Raw genomic sequence first — 18,027 nt, forward strand, 5'->3', positions numbered from 1 at the left:
CCGCCCGACACCCTGGCGTGCGGCAGGGTCTGCTTGATCACCCGCACCGCCTCGATGAAGTCCACGGCGTAGTTGTCGTGATCCTCGATCCCCGTCGCCACGGCGAAGATGTTGGGATCGAAGATGATGTCCTCGGGCGGGAAGCCGATGTCGTCCACCAGCAGCCGATAGGCCCGGGTGCAGATCTCGATCTTGCGGTCCTTCGTGTCCGCCTGGCCGGCCTCGTCGAAGGCCATGACCACCACCGCCGCGCCATAGCGCAGGCATTTCACCGCGTGCTCGCGGAACGCCGCCTCACCTTCCTTCAGCGAGATGGAGTTGACGATGGGCTTGCCCTGCACGCATTTCAGCCCGGCCTCGATCACCTCCCACTTGGAGGAGTCGATCATGATGGGCACCCGGCTGATGTCCGGCTCGGCCGCGATCAGGTTCAGGAACGTGCGCATGGCGACGACGCCGTCCAGCAGCCCCTCGTCCATGTTCACATCGATGACCTGGGCGCCCGCCTCCACCTGCTGGCGCGCCACGTCCAGCGCCGCCGTATAGTCGCCCTCCACCACCAGCTTGCGGAATTTGGCCGAGCCGGTGACGTTGGTCCGCTCACCGACATTGATGAAGACAGGTCTCATGCGTAGGCCACCCAGCCCTGCCAATTCATGGCGAAATAGAAGGTATGGACGCCGCTGAACCCGGCCTTCTTGAGGAGCGCCTCGTCGCGCGCGGCGGTCGCCATGGCCTTGTTCGCCCGGTGGCTGGCCCGGGCGTTGCCCAGGGTGTCGGGATCGACGCCGCTGGCCGTCGCATAGGCGATGTAGCGGTCGATGTTGCGGTCGAAATCGGGGCTGTCCGCATCGTCGCAGCGGTCCACCAGCACGAAGGCCGCGCCCGGCTTAAGGCGCCGCCGGATGTCCTGAAGCGTCCTGAGCTTCGACCCGTCATCGGGGATCAGGCCCAGCACCAGGATCAGGGTCGCCCCGTCGAACGGCCCCTCGGGCGCCGCCTCGACCCCGCCCTCGATCAGGTCCACGCGCGGATTGATCGCGTCGCCCAGCACCACCCGCGCCAGGTCCAGCATCTTCGCCGCCGGATCGACCCCGGTGAAGCGCCAGCCCGGCGCGAACCGGGCCAGGGCGCGGGTGTCCAGCCCCCCGCCCGCGCCAACGATCAGCATGTGGCCGTCCTCCGGCGCCCGCTCGGCCAGCAGCACGCCGGTCATCTGCAGCAGGCCGGAATGGCCGGGCGTGAAGGCCGGCGGCCCCTTCTCCACATAGCGGGCGACGAATTCCGGATCGTCGAAATTATAGGCGGGTTTGGTCATTTCGTGCTCAAGGGCGGTGAGGCTTTGGTTGCAGGCGGGGAGTTTCGATATGGCTTCCGATCGCCCTTCAAATCGAGAAGCATCACAACATGGTCTTCAAGGTTCTCATCGAAACCACGGGTGGTCAGATGCAGACGACTGACCACTTTGCGGACGAGCCAATTCCCTGAACGCAAATCCTCAAAGCGCCCTGCGAGGATGGCGTCACAGGCGGCAAGAACTCGGTCGGCGTCACGCTCCGTCTTCAGGCTCAGGTCTTCCCAAAGCCACCCACCAAACGCGAGAGACGCGAACCCGTCGTGAGCGCCGATCTCCAAGGGACCATTCGCCACCTGAGCAAAGAATTCAGCTTCCCGCTCTGTAGCATGCGCGTGGCGCCACCCGTTTTGGAGCTGTGGTCCGAGCTGCCGAAGTCCTTCCGCAAGGTGGCATAGCGGGGACGTCATGACGCGATCTCGAACGGCTCCAGCCCCGACAGGCGCATGGCGGTGGGCCGCTCCGGGATCTCCCGCGGTTTCACCCCCGCCACCGCCTCGGCCACATGCCTGATGTGGTCCGGCGTGGTGCCGCAGCAGCCGCCCAGGATGTTGACCAGCCCGCTCTCGGCCCACTCGTGCAGGTGACAAGCCGTCTCGTGCGGCTGCTCGTCGTACTGGCCCATGGCGTTGGGCAGGCCCGCGTTGGGGAAGGCCGCCACCAGGGTGTCGGCCACCCGCGCGATGTCGGCGATGTGGGGCCGCATCAGGTCGGCCCCAAGGGCGCAGTTCAGCCCGATGGCGAAGGGTTTGGCGTGGCGCACGCTGTTCCAGAACGCCTCGGCCGTCTGACCCGACAGGGTCCGCCCCGAGCGGTCGGTGATGGTGCCCGAGATCCACAGGGGCAGGGCCTCATAGCCCTCGTCCTGCAGGTCCAGGATCGCCTTGATGGCCGCCTTGGCGTTCAGGGTGTCGAAGATGGTCTCCACCAGGAACAGGTCCACCCCGCCTTCGTGCAGGGCCCGGGCCTGCTGCCTGTAGGCCTCATAGACCTCGTCGAAGCTCACGGCGCGGAAGCCCGGATCGTTCACGTCCGGGCTGATGGACAGGGTCCGGTTCGTCGGCCCCATGGAGCCGGCCACGAAGCGCGGCTTGTGCGGCTCCTTCTCCGTCCAGCGGTCGGCCACCTCGCGGGCGATCTTCGCGCCCTCGAAATTCAGGTCCCACACCGCGTCCTCCAGGCCGTAATCCGCCTGGCCGATGGTGGTGGACGAGAAGGTGTTGGTCTCCGAGATATCCGCGCCCGCCCCGTAATACTGGTCGTGCAGATCGGCGATGATGTCGGGCCGGGTCAGGATCAGAAGGTCGTTGTTGCCCTTCTGCGGATGATTGTGCTCGCGGAAGCGTTCTCCCCGGAAGTCCTCTTCCGACAGGTCGCAACGCTGGATCATCACCCCCCAGGCGCCGTCCAGCACAAGGATGCGTTCCTTGGCGGCCGCGTGCAGGGCCTTGATACGGTCGGCGCGGGTCATGGCTTGTCCTCCCCCATCGGGGGAGGGGGACCGCCCGAAGAGTGGTGGAGGGGGCTGGCCCCAGACATCAGCGCCGCCCCCTCCACCACGCCCTGCGGGCGCGGTCCCCCTCCCCACGTCGTGGGGAGGAGAGGCGACCTGCGATTCTCCTCCCCATCACTTGGGATGGGGAGGTGGCGCGGGCGCGACTCAGCGCCCGTGACGGAGGGGGCGGCGTGATGTCGAACCATCATGACTGAACCTCCCGAACGCCCAGCACCCGGCAGATGGCGTAGACCAGATCGGCCCGGTTCAGGGTGTAGAAGTGGAAGTCGCCGAACCCCTCCTCCTGCAGCCGCGCGCAGGTCTCGGCGGCGACGGAGGCGGCGATCAGGCGGCGGGTGTCGGGGTCTTCGTCCAGCCCCTCGAAATGGGCGCCCAGCCAGTCGGGCACGCTGGCCCCGCAGGCGCCGGACATGCGCTTCAGGGCGCCGAAATTGGTCACCGGCATGACGCCGGGGATCAGGGGGATGGTCACCCCGGCCGCGCGCACCCGGTCCCGGAACCGCAGGAAGGCGTCCATGTCGAAGAAGAACTGGCTGATGGCCCGGGTGGCGCCTGCGTCCACCTTGGCCTTGAGCACCTCGATGTCGTGGTCGATGGAGGGGCTTTCCGGGTGCTTCTCGGGATAGGCGCCCACGGTGATCTCGAACCCGCCCACCCGGCTGATGGCGGCGGCCAGTTCGGTGGCGTTGGCGTAGCCGTCCGCGCGAGGCTCATAGACCCCCCCGATCCCGGCCCCGCCGGGCGGATCGCCGCGCAGGGCCACGATGTGGTTTACGCCGGCGGCCTTGTACTCGGCGATCACCTCGTCGATCTCCCCGCGCGAGGCCTCGACGCAGGTCAGGTGCGCGGCGGGCTTCAGACCGGTTTCGGACAGGATGCGGGTGACGGTGCGGTGGGTCCGCTCACGGGTCGAGCCGCCGGCGCCATAGGTCACGGACACGAAGGCCGGGTTCAGCGGCTCCAGCCGCCGCACCGCGTTCCAGAGGTTCTCTTCGGCCTGGTCGGTCTTGGGCGGAAAGAACTCGAACGATACGCGCGGCGCGGCGCCGCCCGGTTGTCCGGCGCGGGCCACCGGTCCCAGCGGCGACAGCAGCAGGGCGCGGGCCTCGGCCAGGCTGGCGGGGGCGGTCATGCCACGCTCCTTTTCGCGGTTTCGGCCCGCGTGGCGGTCCAGATGGTGACGGTCAGGTCTTCGGTGTCGGGCGGCAGGGCGATGGGGGCGGAAGGGGCCAGCCCCGCCTCCCTCAGCCAGCCGGCGATCTCGGCGTCCGAGAAGCCCAGGCGGCGATGCTGGTGTTCTTCGCGCAGCTGCTCCAGCGCGTGGGGGGCGAAATCCACGATCAGCAGGCGTCCGCCCGGCGCCACCAGGCGCGCGGCCTCGCGAACGGCGGCGGCGGGGTCGATCAGATAGTGCAGGACCTGATGGACGATCACCAGATCGGCGCTCTGGCCGGGCAGGCGGGTGGCGAAGATGTCGCCGTGGCGTAGCTCCACCTTATCCAGACCCGCCTTCGCGGTGTTGCTCCGGGCGATGTTCAGCATGTTCTGGCTCAGGTCCAGGCCGATGCACAGGCGCGCCTTCTTGCCCAGCAGCGTCAGCATGCGGCCCGAGCCGGTGCCCAGATCCACCACCCGGTCGAAGGGTCCGGGACCGGCGGCGCGCTCGATGGCCGCCTCCACCGCCCTTTCGCAGACGTACAGCGAACGCATCTGGTCCCAGCGCGGCGCCACCTGTTCGAAATAGGCGGCCGCCTCGGCCTCACGCTCCCGGCGGACCTCCTCCAATCGGACGTGGTCCTGATCGGCGGCGCCGTCCTCCAGCAGGTCCAGCACCATGTCCACCAGCCGCCGCGCGGCCAGGTCGGACGACAGGCGGTAGAACACGCGCGCCCCGTCGGGGAATCGCTCGATAAGACCGGCGTCGGCCATCAGCTTCAGATGGCGTGACACGCGCGGCTGGCTCTGGTCCAGTATGCGCGACAACTCCATGACGGACAGCTCGTCGCCCGCGAGCAGGGTCAGGACCCGGAGACGGGTCGGCTCTCCCGCGGCGCGCAGGGCTTCCACAGCCTGATCGGACGTAAACGACATGACGTCATATAAAGATATCTTTATATGATTATGCAAGCAAAATTCCTTGGCCTGACAGCGGTTCTCGGCCTCGCCCTGCCGCTGATGACCGCTTGCGACTCCTACAGCGAGGACCGGGGGGGCGAGGCTGCGCCCGTGGCCGACTCCATCCCGGCGGCCGCCCCTGTCGATGAGGCGCCGTCACTGGACTCATCGCCCGATCCCCTCGACGAGCCCCCTGCGCCCACGCCTCCGCCCGTGCGCGCGGCGGCCCCCCGCACGCAGCCGCTCCCCCAGGAGCCGCCCGAACCCCCGACCGAAGTGGAGCCCCTGATCGTCATCGGGCCGCGTGACGGCGAAACCCTGGGCGAATATCGGGCGCGGGCCGAGCGGCTCTTCAACCGCCTGGACACCGACGGCGACGGGCGGCTGAGCCGCGAGGAGATCGTCGCCGGCGTGGGTCAGGCCCGCCTGCGCAACGCCCTGGAGCGCGCCGACATCGATCTGGACGACCATGTCTCCCGACAGGAGTTCAACGATCTGGTCACCCGCGCCTATCAGCGTCTCGACGCCGACGGCAACGGCGTGATCACCGAAGCGGAGTTCGAGGCCGGCGACCCCCTGGGCCCCCGCTAGACCCTTTGATCCCGCATTTCCCGGCGCCAATCCCCTTCCGCACAAGGGTTTGCGCCGCAGCCCCGTCTTTTTCGCCCCCCTCCCCGCACGCCCCTTACAATGGGCCGCTCAGACCTGACCGGGAGGCGATTTCAGACTATTCAGACAATTCAGACCCTGTTTTTTCCGCGCCGTTGCACTCCAATTGCACTGTTTTTTCGCTTCGGAGTCTCACCGGGCCGGGGCGCCCGCGCCAACACCGCTCATCCCGGCGAAGGCCGGGATCCAGATCATCAGACCGGCTGTCGGAAGGTCTGCACGACGACCGGAATCTCGGAGTTCCCAACGAGATCGTGCATCGGATCCCGGACTTCCCCGGATGAGCGGAGAAATGAGAGAGGACCGATTTCAGACTATTCAGACCCTGTTTTCTCGCCCCGTTGCACTCCAGTTGCACTGTTTTTCCGCCCCGGAGTCTCACCCCACGGGCGTTTTCAGCGGCCGGCCCTCGAAGTGGGCCGACAGGTTCTCCAGCAGCAGGCCCAGCATGCCCTGGACCGCCTCGTTGGTGGCCCCGGCGGTGTGGGGGGTCAGGGTGGTGTTGGGGACCTCGGCCCAGCGCGCCGGGTCCGTGGGCTCGGTCTCGAACACGTCCAGGGCCGCATGGCCGAGCTTGCCCGCGGTCAGGGCCGTGATCAGGGCGTCCTCGTCCACCAGCTGGCCGCGCGCCACATTGACCAGCAGGCCGTCCGGCCCCAGCGCCTCGATCACCGCGCCTGAAATCAACCCTCGGTTGTTTTCCTCGGCCCGGCAGGCGACCACCAGCACGTCGCTGTCCCGCGCCAGCTCCGTCAGGGAGGCGGCCCGGGGCCAGGCCGCGTCCTTCTCGCGCGGCCCCCACCAGGCGACCCGCATCCGCAGGGCCTCGCACCGGCGCGCCACCGCCTCGCCGATCAGGCCCAGACCCACGACGCCGACGCGCAGATGGTTCAGGGACGGGGTGATGGTCTTGGCGTCGGGGGTCCACTGGCCGGCTCTCAGGGCCCGGTCGCCCTCGGTGATGCGTCGCCGCGCCGAGAGGATCAGCCCCAGGGCGTGGTCGGCCACGTCCTCGTGGTTCACTCCCGGCGCATGGGTGACCGGCAGGCCCCTGTCGCGGCACCAGTCCACATCGATGCCGTCATAGCCCGAGGTGAAACAGGCGATCAGCTCCAGCCGTGGCAGGCTCTCGATCAGGTGCTTGTCCAGCTCGAACTCGCCGGCCACCACCATGGCGCGGATGTCCTCCCGCGCCTCCACCGGCGGTCCCTCCCAGAACCGGTAGACCGTATAGGCCCCGTCCAGAAAGGCCGTCAGCGGCGCCAGATGCCGCTGCATGATCAGGATCGCCGGGCGGTCGGTCATGCAGCGCTAATCCGGGTCAGAGCCGCGGTCCCCTTACAGAAGGATGTTCTCGAAGGCTTCGTGGTTGCCATACAGAACGATCCGCATGTCCGCCACGCCATCCCCGTCCACGTCGGCCGCGAGAAGGGTGAAACCGGCCCCCGGCAGCCAGGTCAGGGTCAGTTGGCCCGCCTGTCCGGTGAACTCGTCCACCCGCTCGAAAACCTGATTGCCGGCCACATTGACGTTCGCATCGATGTTCCTCAGATCGATGAAGTCGTCAGCCCCCAGATCCATGATGCGGTCATAGTTGGCGAAGCTGGAGTCCGACACCGCATTGTATTTGAAGATGTCCGCCCCGCCGCCGCCGGTCAGATAGTCAGCCCCGCCGCCGCCGATGATGATGTTGGCCGCGCTGTTGCCGACGATGATATTGCTCAGGTCGTTGGCCACGACGTTGGCGTTCGCGCCGCCCAGGACCGTGATGTTCTCCACGTGGGTGAAGCGGGCGTCGAAGCTGACGGTTGTGTAGACGAGGTCGACGCCGCCGCCGGCCACCTCGACCACCACATCGCCCCGGCTGTCGACGTAATAGATGTCGTCGCCGCCCCGGCCTTCCATATAGTCGTCGCCGCCGCCGCCCTTGATGATATTGGCCGCGTTGTTGCCGATGATGATGTTGTCCAGGTCGTTGCCGACGAGATTGAGCGCCGCGTTGCCCTGGGCCCTCAGGATCTCCACGTGGGTGAAGCGGGCGTCGAAGCTGACGGTGCTGAACACCGTGTCGATGCCGCCCCCGGCCACTTCCACGACCACGTCGCCCCGGCTGTCCACATAGTAGGTGTCGTCGCCGCCCCGGCCTTCCATGTAGTCGTCGCCGCCGCCGCCCTTGATGATGTTGGCGGCATCGTTACCGACGATGATGTTGTCCAGATCATTGCCGATGAGGTTGAGCGCCGCGTTGCCCTGGGCTCTCAGGTTCTCCACATGGGTGAAGCGGGCGTCGAAGCTGACCCGGGCGTAAACCGTATCAATGCCCCCGCCCGCGTACTCCACCACCGTGTCGTTGCGATTATCGACATAGTAGATGTCGTTGCCGGCCCCGCCTTCCATGTAGTCCGCGCCCGCGCCGCCAACCAGAATGTCGTTGCCGAGACCGCCGTAGAGCTCATCGTTGCCCGCGCCGCCATCCAGCCGCGATCCCTGATAGCCGCTGATCGGAGCGTCTGCACCAGTCAGGGACACGTTGAGGCGATAGGTTGCGCCCACAGGGATCGGGTTATAGGCCACATAGCCGCCCGAGCCCGGCCCCGCGTAGGTTCCCACGACGATGTAATAGACGCCGCCGGCAGGAACGGTGAAATTCAGGAAGGAGTCCTGCCAGACGCTGCTGCCCACATCGCGGGGGCCGTCATCATTCTGGGCCAGGGGATTGCCGGCTGCGTCATAGATCCGGACCACCGTGTCGATCCCGGACGTGCCGTCGATGTCGATGGTGACCCTCTCGCCTTCACCCGCCGTGAAGCGGTACCATTCGTGGGTGCCGCTGCCCGTGGCCTCCACCGTCGCATGCGGAATGGTCGTGGAGGAGATGATCTCCGCGTCGAACTGCAGCCCGAACCCGCCGTCCAGCGAGAACGCTGTCCCCCGGGTGTTGATCACCTGCCCCTGCGTCTTGACCAGATCGGCGACAGCCACGGCGATGGGCGTTGCCGCCGCATACATGACGTCGTCGCCCGATCCGCCGATGGCCCGCTCGATCACCGCGCCCTGGGCGATGGCGACGTTGCCGGTCAGTCCGCCCACGTTGGAGAAGTGGCCCTGACGCAGGTCAATGAACTGGTTCTGGGAGTAGCCCGAGAAATCCAGGGTGTCATAGCCGCCGGCGTCCCAGACCGCGAAGATCAGGGCGTCGCTGCTGCTCGTGGCGGTATAGAAATCCCGGCCGGTGTTCGAATTGAACCCGTAGGTGGTGTCCCCGGTTCGCGTGTTCATGTTCGCGCCGTAGATCAGCTGGATCGCGGCGATGTCGTCCAGAAGCGGCGCGGACGGATGATTGCCCTGGAATGCGGCGCCGGTGATGCTCTCGGACCAGTAGCTCATCACGCTGAACTGGCGCGTATCTTCACGATAGTCGGCGTTGGCATAGGTCGGATTGCCTTCGCTGGCGTCATAGTCTCCGGGATGCAGAAGCCCGATGGCATGACCGATCTCGTGGGTCAGGGTGTGCCGACCGTAGTTCATGTAGTCGGGCGCAGCGTTGTACCAGAGCGAGTTGTTGACCCAGACGTCGCCGTTGGCCGCGCTGGCGGCGGTGTTCCCTGGCAGCGAAGCGAAGGCTGCGGCGCCTTCGGCGCCCGAGGAATAGTTGCTGAACAATATGGTGGCGTCGTTGGAATAGCCCGAGCCGCCCACACGCTCGAAAGTGAGGTTAGCCAGGTCCGACCAGCTCTGAAGCGCCAGGAGAGTCTGGGCGATCTGGGCTTCGTTGAAGCGCGAGAAGCCCGACGTTCCGTTCGGCATGGCGCCTGGCGCGGTGTCCCGGAAAGCGAACGTGACCACCGCGCCGGGGCCGTTGCCCCAGATCAGGCCCGCGCGCGCCAAGGCGCCCGCCGCCGCTTCTATGGTGTAGGAAATCTTGTCGCCGAAGGGCCCGCCGCCCCGATCTCCGGCATTTATGGCGAGGCGATCGCCAGTCTCCATGCCATCAGACTCGTGACGGACAAAGTACCCGAGGCCGCACATTCCACACATGTCATCTCTCCAAGTATCGCTGGGCCGACCCTAGAGGGCAAATACTGGGCGGCAAGCCAGTTCCGTCATTTCCCAAGCAGTCGTGATGAAGCGTCGCGCCCCCGATCGGACGGCCAGACGTCAGGCTCCGACCCCCAGAATGGCGGCCAAATCGTCGTACAGCACGATGCGTATGTCCGCCACGCCGTCGCCGTCGACGTCGGCGGTGAGCAAGCTGAAGCCGGCCGACGGCGCCCACGTCAGGGTCAGCTGGCCCGCCTCACCGGTCAGTTCGTCCACCTGGGTGAATGACTGGTTGGCCCCGACATTGACGTTCGCACCGAGGGCCCTCAGGTCAATGAACGCGTCAGCTCCAGTATCCATGATCCGGTCATAAGGAGCAAAGCTCACGTCGGAGACGGGATTGTACTTCAAGGCGCCTGCCCCGTCCCCGCCGGCCACTCCCGTGACCATGTCGTCACGGCGACCCCCATGGTAGGCGTCGTCACGGCCATGGCCTGCGCTCTCTACAGCGGGGGCCGTCTTGTCGCCGAAGGGGCTGTCGCCGCGCCCGGTATGGATCGATTCCGGCATGTAGACCTCGCAAGACCACTCGAGCGCGAAGTCATTGAAGGCTGGGTCGTCAAGCAGGCCGGCCAGTCGACCCTGGGGCGCATACTGCTCGAAGATGTCCGTATGCCATGACAGGCGCATGGGCGCGACGAAATCGGTCGGTTGAGTCTCTGTGTCGTGAAGGAACAGGCCAAAGTCGGCATTACGATGGGCGTACATGGGCGCATGCCTCCAGTCGGGACGAATGTGACCTTAGCGGGCAATCGCCAGCTATCAACATACTTATGTCCAGGTTCGTCGTTTCGTGTAGGGAGATGGACAAGCATCCGACCCTGCCCGGACTGATCGCCGCGCTCTTCGTGGCCGGTTCTGGCTGGGCGCAATCCTCGGAGACCCTCGCCATGACCGTCGGCATTCCAGTGCTTCAGCCGGCGGAGCATTTCGCCGGAAGCTGGCGCATGAGCGGAGGGGGCGCATCCTGCATCATCACGCTTCGCGCCGACCCCGCACCTGTGCCCCGTCCGGCGGCGCCGAGCTTCGCCCTGGACGTCGAGGGGGCCTGCCCCGGCGGTCTGGAGCAGGACGCATTCGGGGCCTGGCGGCCCGCCTCGGACGGGATCGACCTGACAGACCAGCAGGGCCGGACACGCCTGTTCCTGTCGCGCACGGCGCCCGGCGTCTATGAAGCCACCCTGCCTTCGGGCGAGACGATCCGTCTGACGCGCGGCTGATTCGGCGGCCAGGCGTCAGCCCCCGACGCCGAGGAAATTGTCGAAGTCCTCGTGGTTGCCGTACATCACGATCCGCATGTCCGCCACGCCGTCGCCGTCGACGTCGGCGCTGAGAAGGGTGAAGCCCGCCGCCGGCAGCCAGGTCAGGGTCAGTTGCCCCGCCTCGCCGGTCAGTTCGTCAACCTGGGTGAAGGACTGGTTGCCCGCGACGTTGACGTTCGCATCGATGTTTCGCAGATCGATGAAGTCATCGGCGCCGAGATCCATGATGCGGTCATAGTGGGCGAAGCTGGAATCTGAGACCGCGTTGTATCTGAAGGTATCCGCTCCGCCACCGCCGGTCAGATAGTCGGCGCCGCCATTCCCGATGATGATGTTGGACGCGCTGTTGCCCACGATGATGTTGCTCAGGTCGTTGGCGACGACGTTGGCGTTGGACGAACCCTGAAGCGTCACGTTCTCTACGTGGGTGAACCGGGCGTCGAAGCTGACCGTGCTGAACACCGTGTCGATGCCGCCTCCGGCCACTTCGATCACCACATCGTCGCGGCTGTCTACATAGTAGATGTCGTTTCCGCCCCGACCCTCCATGCGGTCGCCGCCGCCGCCGCCCTTAAAGATGTTGGCCGCGTTGTTGCCGATGAGGATGTTGTCCAGCGCGTTGCCCACGATGTTCGCCGCCGCCCCGCCTTGCAGCGTCACATTTTCCACATGAGTGAAGCGAGCGTCGAAGCTGACCGTGCTGAACACTGTGTCCACGCCGCCGACGGCCACTTCTACGACCACGTCGTCGCGGCTGTCCACATAGTAGGTGTCGTCGCCGCCCAGGCCCTCCATGCGGTCCGCGCCGCCGCCGCCCTTGATAACGTTGGCGGCGTTGTTCCCGATGATGATGTTGTCCAGATCGTTGCCGACGAGATTGAGCGCCGCGCCGCCGTGGGCTCGAAGGTTCTCCACGTGGGTGAGTCGGGCGTCGAAGCTGACGGTGCTGAACACCGTATCGACACCGCCCCCGGCCACTTCCACGACCACGTCATCGCGGCTGTCCACATAGTAGGTGTCGTCGCCGCCCAGGCCCTTGAGGATGTTGGCGCCGCCGTTGCCTCTGATGACGTTGTCCAGCTCGTTGCCGACGGCGTTGGCGTTTGCTGCGCCGGTCAAGGTGATGTTCTCCACATGGGTGAAGCGGCCATCGAAGCTGACGGTGCTGAACACCGTGTCGATGCCGCCGCCTGCGACCTCGATCACCACATCGTCGCGGCTGTCCACATAGTAGATGTCATCGCCGCCCAGGCCCTCCATGCGGTCCGCGCCGCCGCCGCCATTGATGACGTTGGCGGCGTCGTTGCCGATGATGATGTTGTTCAGGTCGTTGGCCACGACGTCGGCCGCGGCGTCGCCGGTCAGGGTGATGTTCTCCACATGGGTGAAGCGGGCGTCGAAGCCGACGGTGCTGAACACCGTATCGACACCGCCCCCGGCCACCTCGACCACCACGTCATCCAGACTGTCCACATAGTAGGTGTCGTCGCCGCCAAAGCCTTCCATGTAGTCGTCGCCGCCCTCGCCCATCAGCACATCGGCGCCAACGGTCCCATACAACGTGTCGGACGCGTCGGTCCCGATCGACGTTGTTGTGGCATGAACGACGAGATCGACCACGCGCATGCCTTCGCGCGTCATTATGAGCAGCAGCTCACCATCACCTGTGATATCCAGGCGGTTCTGTACGGACCCGTTGCCTACTGTCCAGAGATCAATGTCTATTTCGATCTCGCCGACGACGGTCCAGTCAGAAGTTCGGAATATTTCAACGCGATCTGTTCCGGTATTCCCATAACGATCTGTTCCGAGATGGAGGACGAACAGGTGGTGCCCGTCAGGGCTGAACTTCACATCCTCGTAGCGCTCAAAGCCCTCAGATCCGCTTAAGTCGCGCACCACATTCAGGTCTTGATCGTATATGATGAAAGTCTGTCCTGTGATGACTGCGATAAAACCGGCGTCGCTTATGTCGGCCCTTCCATCGTTGGTGCCCGTTCGACCGATTTCATATAAATCCGTCGTTGCGATCACACGGCCGGCATTCGTCGAATAAAGTCCGAGTGGGCCCGAGCTGAGGCCGTCGACTGTTATTAGAATGAAGTTTCCGCTCGGGGACGCTATGAGACTGGACCCTTCGTGCGCCTCCTCAAAGCCTGGAACCTGGCCGACGTCAGGACTGGCGTCCGAAACGTCGAAAAGGCGCAGCGGCGTTGGACCAGACCCCGCATACTCTGTGGAAAACAGAACCCTCCCGTCGGCGGCGATCGCTATATCGACAACACCGGTCTCGCCCGGCGACGCCCTTACCGAAACGACGTCCTGCTCCATAGTGGTCAGGTCGATGCGGTGAATAGCGACGTGGGATTGGCCATTCACGGTGACGAGATCCGCCGATCCCACCAGCAGCCAACGCCCGTCCGGCGACACAGTGATGCCGGCCAGGTTTCCGGACAGTTCGATGGCTTCCAGGAACGTGCCGGTGTTCGCGTCCCAGCGCGTCACGCGGCCGGCGCCGATGGAATAGATGATGCCTGACGCCTTATCGACAGCCACTGAGCCGCTGGACGGAAAGACGGTGCTGCGGTCAGTCGGCATGGCGGACGGCTCCGGGTGAACACTGGTAAGCTTGGCAGTTCACCACGGAACTTGTTCGCGCGGAAGTCGTATTCCGCGCGAACCGCCCGTTTTACCTATCGCCCGAACTTCTGGAACTTGATGCGATGGGGGATGAGGCTGTCGGCGCCGAGGCGGCGCTTCTTGTCCTCTTCGTAGGCCTCGAAATTGCCCTCGAACCATTCCACGTGGCTGTCGCCCTCGAAGGCCAGGATGTGGGTGGCCAGACGGTCCAGGAACCAGCGGTCGTGGGAGATGACCACGGCGCAGCCGGCGAACTGCTCCAGGGCCTCTTCCAGATTCTGCAGGGTCTCGATGTCCAGATCGTTGGTCGGTTCGTCGAGCAGGATCAGGTTGCCGCCGGACGCCAGGGTCTTGGCCAGGTGCACGCGGTTGCGCTCACCGCCGGACAGCTGGCCGACCTTCTTCTGCTGGTCGCCGCCCTTGAAGTTGAAGCTGCCCACATAGGCGCGGGTGTTGATCTCGCGCTTGCCGACCATCATCACGTCGGTGCCGCCGGAGATGGCCTGCCAGATGGTCTCGTCCGGCTTCAGGTCGTCGCGGGACTGGTCCACATAGGCCAGCTTGACGGTCTCGCCGACCTTGATGGATCCGCCATCGGGCTGTTCCTGGCCGGTGATCAGCTTGAACATGGTGGACTTGCCGGCGCCGTTGGGGCCGATGACGCCGACGATGCCGTTGGGCGGCAGCTTGAAGGTCAGGTTGTCGAACAGCAGCTTGTCGCCGTACGACTTCTGCAGGCCCTCGACCTCCAGCACCACATTGCCCAGACGCGGCCCGGGCGGAATCTGGATGTGGGCGTGTGTCTGGGCCCCGCGGGCGCTCTCCTGCTCCTCGACCATGCGCTCATAGGCGGCCAGACGGGCCTTGGACTTGGCCTGACGGGCCTTGGCGCCCGACCGGACCCATTCCAGTTCCCGGGTCAGGGCGCGCTGGCGGGCTTCGGATTCGGAATTCTCCTGAACCACCCGCTTCTGCTTGGCCTCCAGCCAGCTGGAGTAGTTGCCCTCGTGGGGGTGGCCCTTGCCGCGGTCCAGCTCCAGCGTCCACTTGGTGACGAGGTCGAGGAAGTAGCGATCGTGGGTCACCAGGATGACGCAGCCGGGGAAGTTCTCCAGGTGGTGCTGCAGCCAGGCCACGGACTCGGCGTCCAGGTGGTTGGTCGGTTCGTCGAGCAGCAGCATGTCGGGCTTGGACAGCAGCAGGCGGGCCAGCGCCACGCGGCGCTTCTCACCGCCGGACAGGTTGGTGACCTCCCAGTCGTCGGGCGGACAGCGCAGGGCGTCCATGGCCATCTCGATGCGGCTGTCGATGTCCCAGACGTCGGCGGCGTCGATCTTCTCCTGCAGCGCCGTCATCTCCTCCATCAGCTCGTCGGAGTAGTTCTCGCCCATCTCGGCGGCGATGGCGTTGAAGCGCTCAACCCACTGCTTCTCCTCGCACCAGGCCTCGACGTTCTGGCGCACGTTCAGCTCGGGGTTCAGGTGCGGCTCCTGCTCCAGATAGCCGCGCTTGATGCCGTCGGCGGCCCGGGCCTCACCCGAGAATTCGGTGTCGAGGCCGGCCATGATCTTGAGCAGGGTGGACTTGCCGGAGCCGTTGACCCCGACCACGCCGATCTTGGCGTCGTTGTAGAAGCTGAGCCAGATGTTCTCGAAGATCTTCTTGCCGCCAGGAAAGATCTTGGTCAGGCCCTGCATCTGGAAGATGTATTGCTGCGCCATGAGGTGCGGTGCGCCCTTGCTTGCGTTCGTGTGGGGAGGTTGACGCGGATGTAGCGATTGCGGGGGCTTTAGGCAAACCCGGCGGCCTCAGGCGTAGTTGAAGCTGATCGACACGCGTTCGGCCTTCGCGGCGTTGGGGGGGACCTCGTGGCGGAGCCAGCTTTCCCACATCAGGATCGTGCCCTCGGCGGGGGCCAGATAGACGAAGGGGCGCTCGGCCTCGGGCGCATCGGCGTGGACGGCGGGGCGGGCCATCATCATGGGCAGGCGCGGGTCCTCCAGCTTGAGGGACGATGCGCCGTCGGGCACCGACAGATAGACCGTGCCCGACAGGAAGGCATGGGGGTGGATGTGGCCCGAGTGGCCGGCGCCAGGCTTCAGGACATTCACCCACAGGTTGTCGAGGCGGGGTTTTCGGGCCAGGTCGAAGTTCAGCGCCTTCGCATAGGCGGCTGCGTGGCGATCAAGGTGGCGCTTGAGCTCCGCGAACTCGGGGAAGCGGCGCGGCAGGTCATCAAGCGACGCGTATGACGTGTAGCCGCGATAGCCGTGGGCGCGGCACCAGGCGCGCCCGGCCGTATCCTCGGACGCCAGGGTGGCGATGACGTCCAGCAAGCCGTCGCTGAGAACCTCGAAGCCGGGCGTATCAGCGATCGAGGCCTCATAGACCTGGGTGACGAAGAGGGGACGCAGGGACATGGCCAGCCGGAAATGGGCCCGATCGGGCGGGTTGAGGATGAGACTCCGGCACGAAAAAACAGTGCAACTGGAGTGCAATGGAGTCTAACGCGGGAAAAAAACAGGGTCTGAATAGTCTGAATTGTCCGAAATCGCCCCTCCCGCCGAGAGTTCCGCCGCGCGCCATTATAGGGGCAGTGGGAAGAGGGGTGGGAAAAAGGGCGGCGTCAGGGACGTGAAGCCTTGTCCGCAGGGGGATTGGAGGGGCAGAAAGCGGGACTGGCCGCCTGTTGCGGGCGTCGGAGCAGGCCGGCGGATGGACCAGGGGCTTGGATGACACATTCGGCAGCGGACGCCAGTTGGCACTGGAGCGACTATTGGCGCGACGCCAGGCCCGAGGTGCTGACCATGGGACCGGGCGGTGTCGGCCGCCCGTTCGAAGCCCGGACCCTGTGGCTGTCGTTCTTCGGGCAACTCGCACCGGGCTCCCATGTGCTCGATCTGGCCACGGGCGGGGGGCAGGTCGCGGGCTATGCTTGCGAAGCAGCCCGGCTGGGCGAGCGGACATTCGTGGTCGTGGGCGTCGATTACGCTGACCTTCCCCCGAGCAATGGCCCGTTCAGGCTGGTCGGGGGAGTCCGCCTGGAGCAGTTGCCCTTCGAGGCCGAAACCTTCGACGCCGCCTCATCACAATTCGGGATCGAATACGCCGACCGCAGGGCCGCCCTGTCGGAACTGGCGCGGGTTCTGAAGCCCGGCGCCCCCGTGCTGCTCCTGATGCATCACGAAGGCAGCGTCATCACCCGGCAGGCCAGGACGCAGTTGGCGGCCCTGGAGCGCGTGGAGGGCGGCGGAGCCCTGATCAGACTGGCGCGACAGGCCTTCCAGGCGCACAGGACGAATCCCGCCAGCGACAAGGTCAGGGCGGCCGAAACGGCGTTCCGGAAGGCCGTGGGCCGCGCGACGTCCCGACTGGGTGATGACCCAGGAGCCATGACCGCCCGTCAGTACCTGGGCTTCATGACTGACCTTTCCGGGCGCGCCGCAGCCTATCGTCCGGAAAGCGCCCTGCAGAGCCTGGCCCAGGCGGAAACCGCCAACACGGCCTGGCGCCGTCGTCAGCAGAGCCAGATCCGGTCCGCGCTGGACGAGGCCGCCATGTCAGCCTTCCTCGGCCATGCCCGCGATTGCGGCCTGGCAGTCGAGGAAAAGACAGAGGCGCACGACGATCGCGGCGCCCTCATCGGTTGGCGAGTCAAGCTGAAGAAGGCCCTCTGACCTTGCCGACCTAGTCCAGCCCCACCTCTTCGGGCGTGGCGGGCGGGGTGGTGATGTTGTCGCGCAGGCGGCGGGCGGCGTGCTCGCAACGCCCCGGCAGACCGAAGAACAGGCCGAACACTTCGCTGCGGGAGGTTTCATCCTCGCGGGCGATGGCGGCGTCCCACAGGGCGGTACGCTCGGCGGCGGCGGCCTCGGCGGCGGCAAGGCTCTCAGGCGACTGGCGGCCGCGGGCGGCGTTCAGGCCGGCCTGGAAATCGGCGGCCTCGAGCCGGCCCAGACGCATGATCTCCTGATCCAGATCCGAGGGATCGGTCAGGGTCTCGCCCAGGCGCACATGGCCGGAGACCAGGGCGTCGCACCAGGCGGTCAGGGCATAGTCGTCGGTGGGGGCGCCGGGGGGAAGGGCGTAGGAATAGGCGATCGCCTCGCGGACACGCACGGCCTGGGCGCTTTCGGCGGCGGACCCGCCGGTGCGGATGGGGCCGTCGTTCACGGGCTGGACGGCGAGAGCGGCGATAAGGGCGAACAGAGCGGACATGCGTCTTCCTGAATGGCGAATGGCGTCGGGGCCGGGCGCACGGCGCCGGACCACCGATCCTAACGCATGAACGGTCCAGGTGGTTTTTCTGGGGCGGCGAAATCACGCATCGGCCAAGAAAAAAGGGCGGCGGACCCGAAAGTCCGCCGCCC

General features: G+C 66.1%; 16 protein-coding genes. 3 read left to right on the plus strand and 13 right to left on the minus strand.

Annotated features, from left to right (window positions below):
- From C0461_RS05830 to C0461_RS05855, 6 genes are all read right to left on the minus strand, one after another.
- Window positions 1-629 (minus strand): dihydropteroate synthase (locus C0461_RS05830; RefSeq protein WP_292104794.1); only part of this gene is annotated, 629 nt, incomplete at its 3' end.
- On the minus strand, window positions 626-1,318 hold the full coding sequence (locus tag C0461_RS05835) for a class I SAM-dependent methyltransferase (protein WP_292104796.1): 693 nt from the start codon (window positions 1,316-1,318) through the stop codon (window positions 626-628). The genes C0461_RS05835 and C0461_RS05830, both read right to left, overlap by 4 nt.
- On the minus strand, window positions 1,315-1,635 hold the full coding sequence (locus C0461_RS05840; RefSeq protein WP_292104797.1) for a hypothetical protein: 321 nt from the start codon (window positions 1,633-1,635) through the stop codon (window positions 1,315-1,317). Before C0461_RS05840 ends, C0461_RS05835 begins: the two co-directional genes overlap by 4 nt.
- A 125-nt stretch (window positions 1,636-1,760) precedes the next feature.
- Entirely contained in the window at window positions 1,761-2,825 is a 1,065-nt protein-coding gene (locus C0461_RS05845; RefSeq protein WP_292104799.1) for a homocysteine S-methyltransferase family protein, read from the minus strand.
- 229 nt (window positions 2,826-3,054) lie between these two features.
- Window positions 3,055-4,002 (minus strand): methylenetetrahydrofolate reductase [NAD(P)H], encoded by a 948-nt coding sequence (metF, locus tag C0461_RS05850; protein ID WP_292104801.1) that lies wholly within the window; start codon window positions 4,000-4,002, stop codon window positions 3,055-3,057.
- A complete protein-coding gene (locus tag C0461_RS05855; RefSeq protein ID WP_292104803.1) occupies window positions 3,999-4,961 on the minus strand; it encodes a metalloregulator ArsR/SmtB family transcription factor in 963 nt (320 codons plus the stop codon). Before C0461_RS05855 ends, metF begins: the two co-directional genes overlap by 4 nt.
- Window positions 4,962-4,985: 24 nt before the next feature.
- Here C0461_RS05855 and C0461_RS05860 point away from each other — a divergent pair, with 24 nt between their 5' ends.
- Complete coding sequence (locus tag C0461_RS05860; protein ID WP_292104805.1) at window positions 4,986-5,576, plus strand: EF-hand domain-containing protein; 591 nt, start codon at window positions 4,986-4,988, stop codon at window positions 5,574-5,576.
- A gap of 456 nt (window positions 5,577-6,032) precedes the next feature.
- Here C0461_RS05860 and C0461_RS05865 read toward each other — a convergent pair whose 3' ends face one another.
- The 3 genes from C0461_RS05865 to C0461_RS05875 form a co-directional block, all read right to left on the minus strand.
- Window positions 6,033-6,959: a 2-hydroxyacid dehydrogenase gene (locus C0461_RS05865; RefSeq protein WP_292104806.1), complete on the minus strand. Its 927-nt coding sequence runs from the start codon at window positions 6,957-6,959 to the stop codon at window positions 6,033-6,035.
- A gap of 33 nt (window positions 6,960-6,992) precedes the next feature.
- Window positions 6,993-9,641 (minus strand): M10 family metallopeptidase C-terminal domain-containing protein, encoded by a 2,649-nt coding sequence (locus C0461_RS05870; RefSeq protein ID WP_292104809.1) that lies wholly within the window; start codon window positions 9,639-9,641, stop codon window positions 6,993-6,995.
- Window positions 9,642-9,812: 171 nt separating this feature from the next.
- Window positions 9,813-10,463 (minus strand): hypothetical protein, encoded by a 651-nt coding sequence (locus C0461_RS05875; protein ID WP_292104811.1) that lies wholly within the window; start codon window positions 10,461-10,463, stop codon window positions 9,813-9,815.
- A 95-nt stretch (window positions 10,464-10,558) separates the two neighbouring features.
- Between C0461_RS05875 and C0461_RS05880 the strand changes: the two genes are divergently transcribed.
- On the plus strand, window positions 10,559-10,975 hold the full coding sequence (locus tag C0461_RS05880; protein ID WP_292104813.1) for an AprI/Inh family metalloprotease inhibitor: 417 nt from the start codon (window positions 10,559-10,561) through the stop codon (window positions 10,973-10,975).
- A 15-nt stretch (window positions 10,976-10,990) separates the two neighbouring features.
- On the opposite strand, the gene C0461_RS05885 is transcribed toward C0461_RS05880, so the two are convergent.
- The 3 genes from C0461_RS05885 to C0461_RS05895 all read right to left on the minus strand — a co-directional run bounded on the left by C0461_RS05885 (window position 10,991) and on the right by C0461_RS05895 (window position 16,077).
- Window positions 10,991-13,615: a calcium-binding protein gene (locus C0461_RS05885; protein WP_292104815.1), complete on the minus strand. Its 2,625-nt coding sequence runs from the start codon at window positions 13,613-13,615 to the stop codon at window positions 10,991-10,993.
- A gap of 95 nt (window positions 13,616-13,710) precedes the next feature.
- A complete protein-coding gene (gene ettA / locus C0461_RS05890) occupies window positions 13,711-15,378 on the minus strand; it encodes an energy-dependent translational throttle protein EttA (RefSeq protein ID WP_292104818.1) in 1,668 nt (555 codons plus the stop codon).
- 87 nt (window positions 15,379-15,465) lie between these two features.
- Window positions 15,466-16,077, minus strand: coding sequence for a TIGR02466 family protein (locus C0461_RS05895; RefSeq protein WP_292104819.1), 612 nt, complete (start codon window positions 16,075-16,077; stop codon window positions 15,466-15,468).
- A 312-nt stretch (window positions 16,078-16,389) separates the two neighbouring features.
- Between C0461_RS05895 and C0461_RS05900 the strand changes: the two genes are divergently transcribed.
- Window positions 16,390-17,334, plus strand: coding sequence for a methyltransferase domain-containing protein (locus tag C0461_RS05900; RefSeq protein WP_292104821.1), 945 nt, complete (start codon window positions 16,390-16,392; stop codon window positions 17,332-17,334).
- Between the two features lie 10 nt (window positions 17,335-17,344).
- Here the strand turns inward: C0461_RS05900 and C0461_RS05905 are convergent, their stop codons facing one another.
- Complete coding sequence (locus C0461_RS05905; RefSeq protein ID WP_292104822.1) at window positions 17,345-17,875, minus strand: hypothetical protein; 531 nt, start codon at window positions 17,873-17,875, stop codon at window positions 17,345-17,347.
- Between the last annotated feature and the right edge of the window lie 152 nt (window positions 17,876-18,027).

The organism is Brevundimonas sp., from assembly GCF_013823285.1.
Taxonomy (GTDB): domain Bacteria; phylum Pseudomonadota; class Alphaproteobacteria; order Caulobacterales; family Caulobacteraceae; genus Brevundimonas.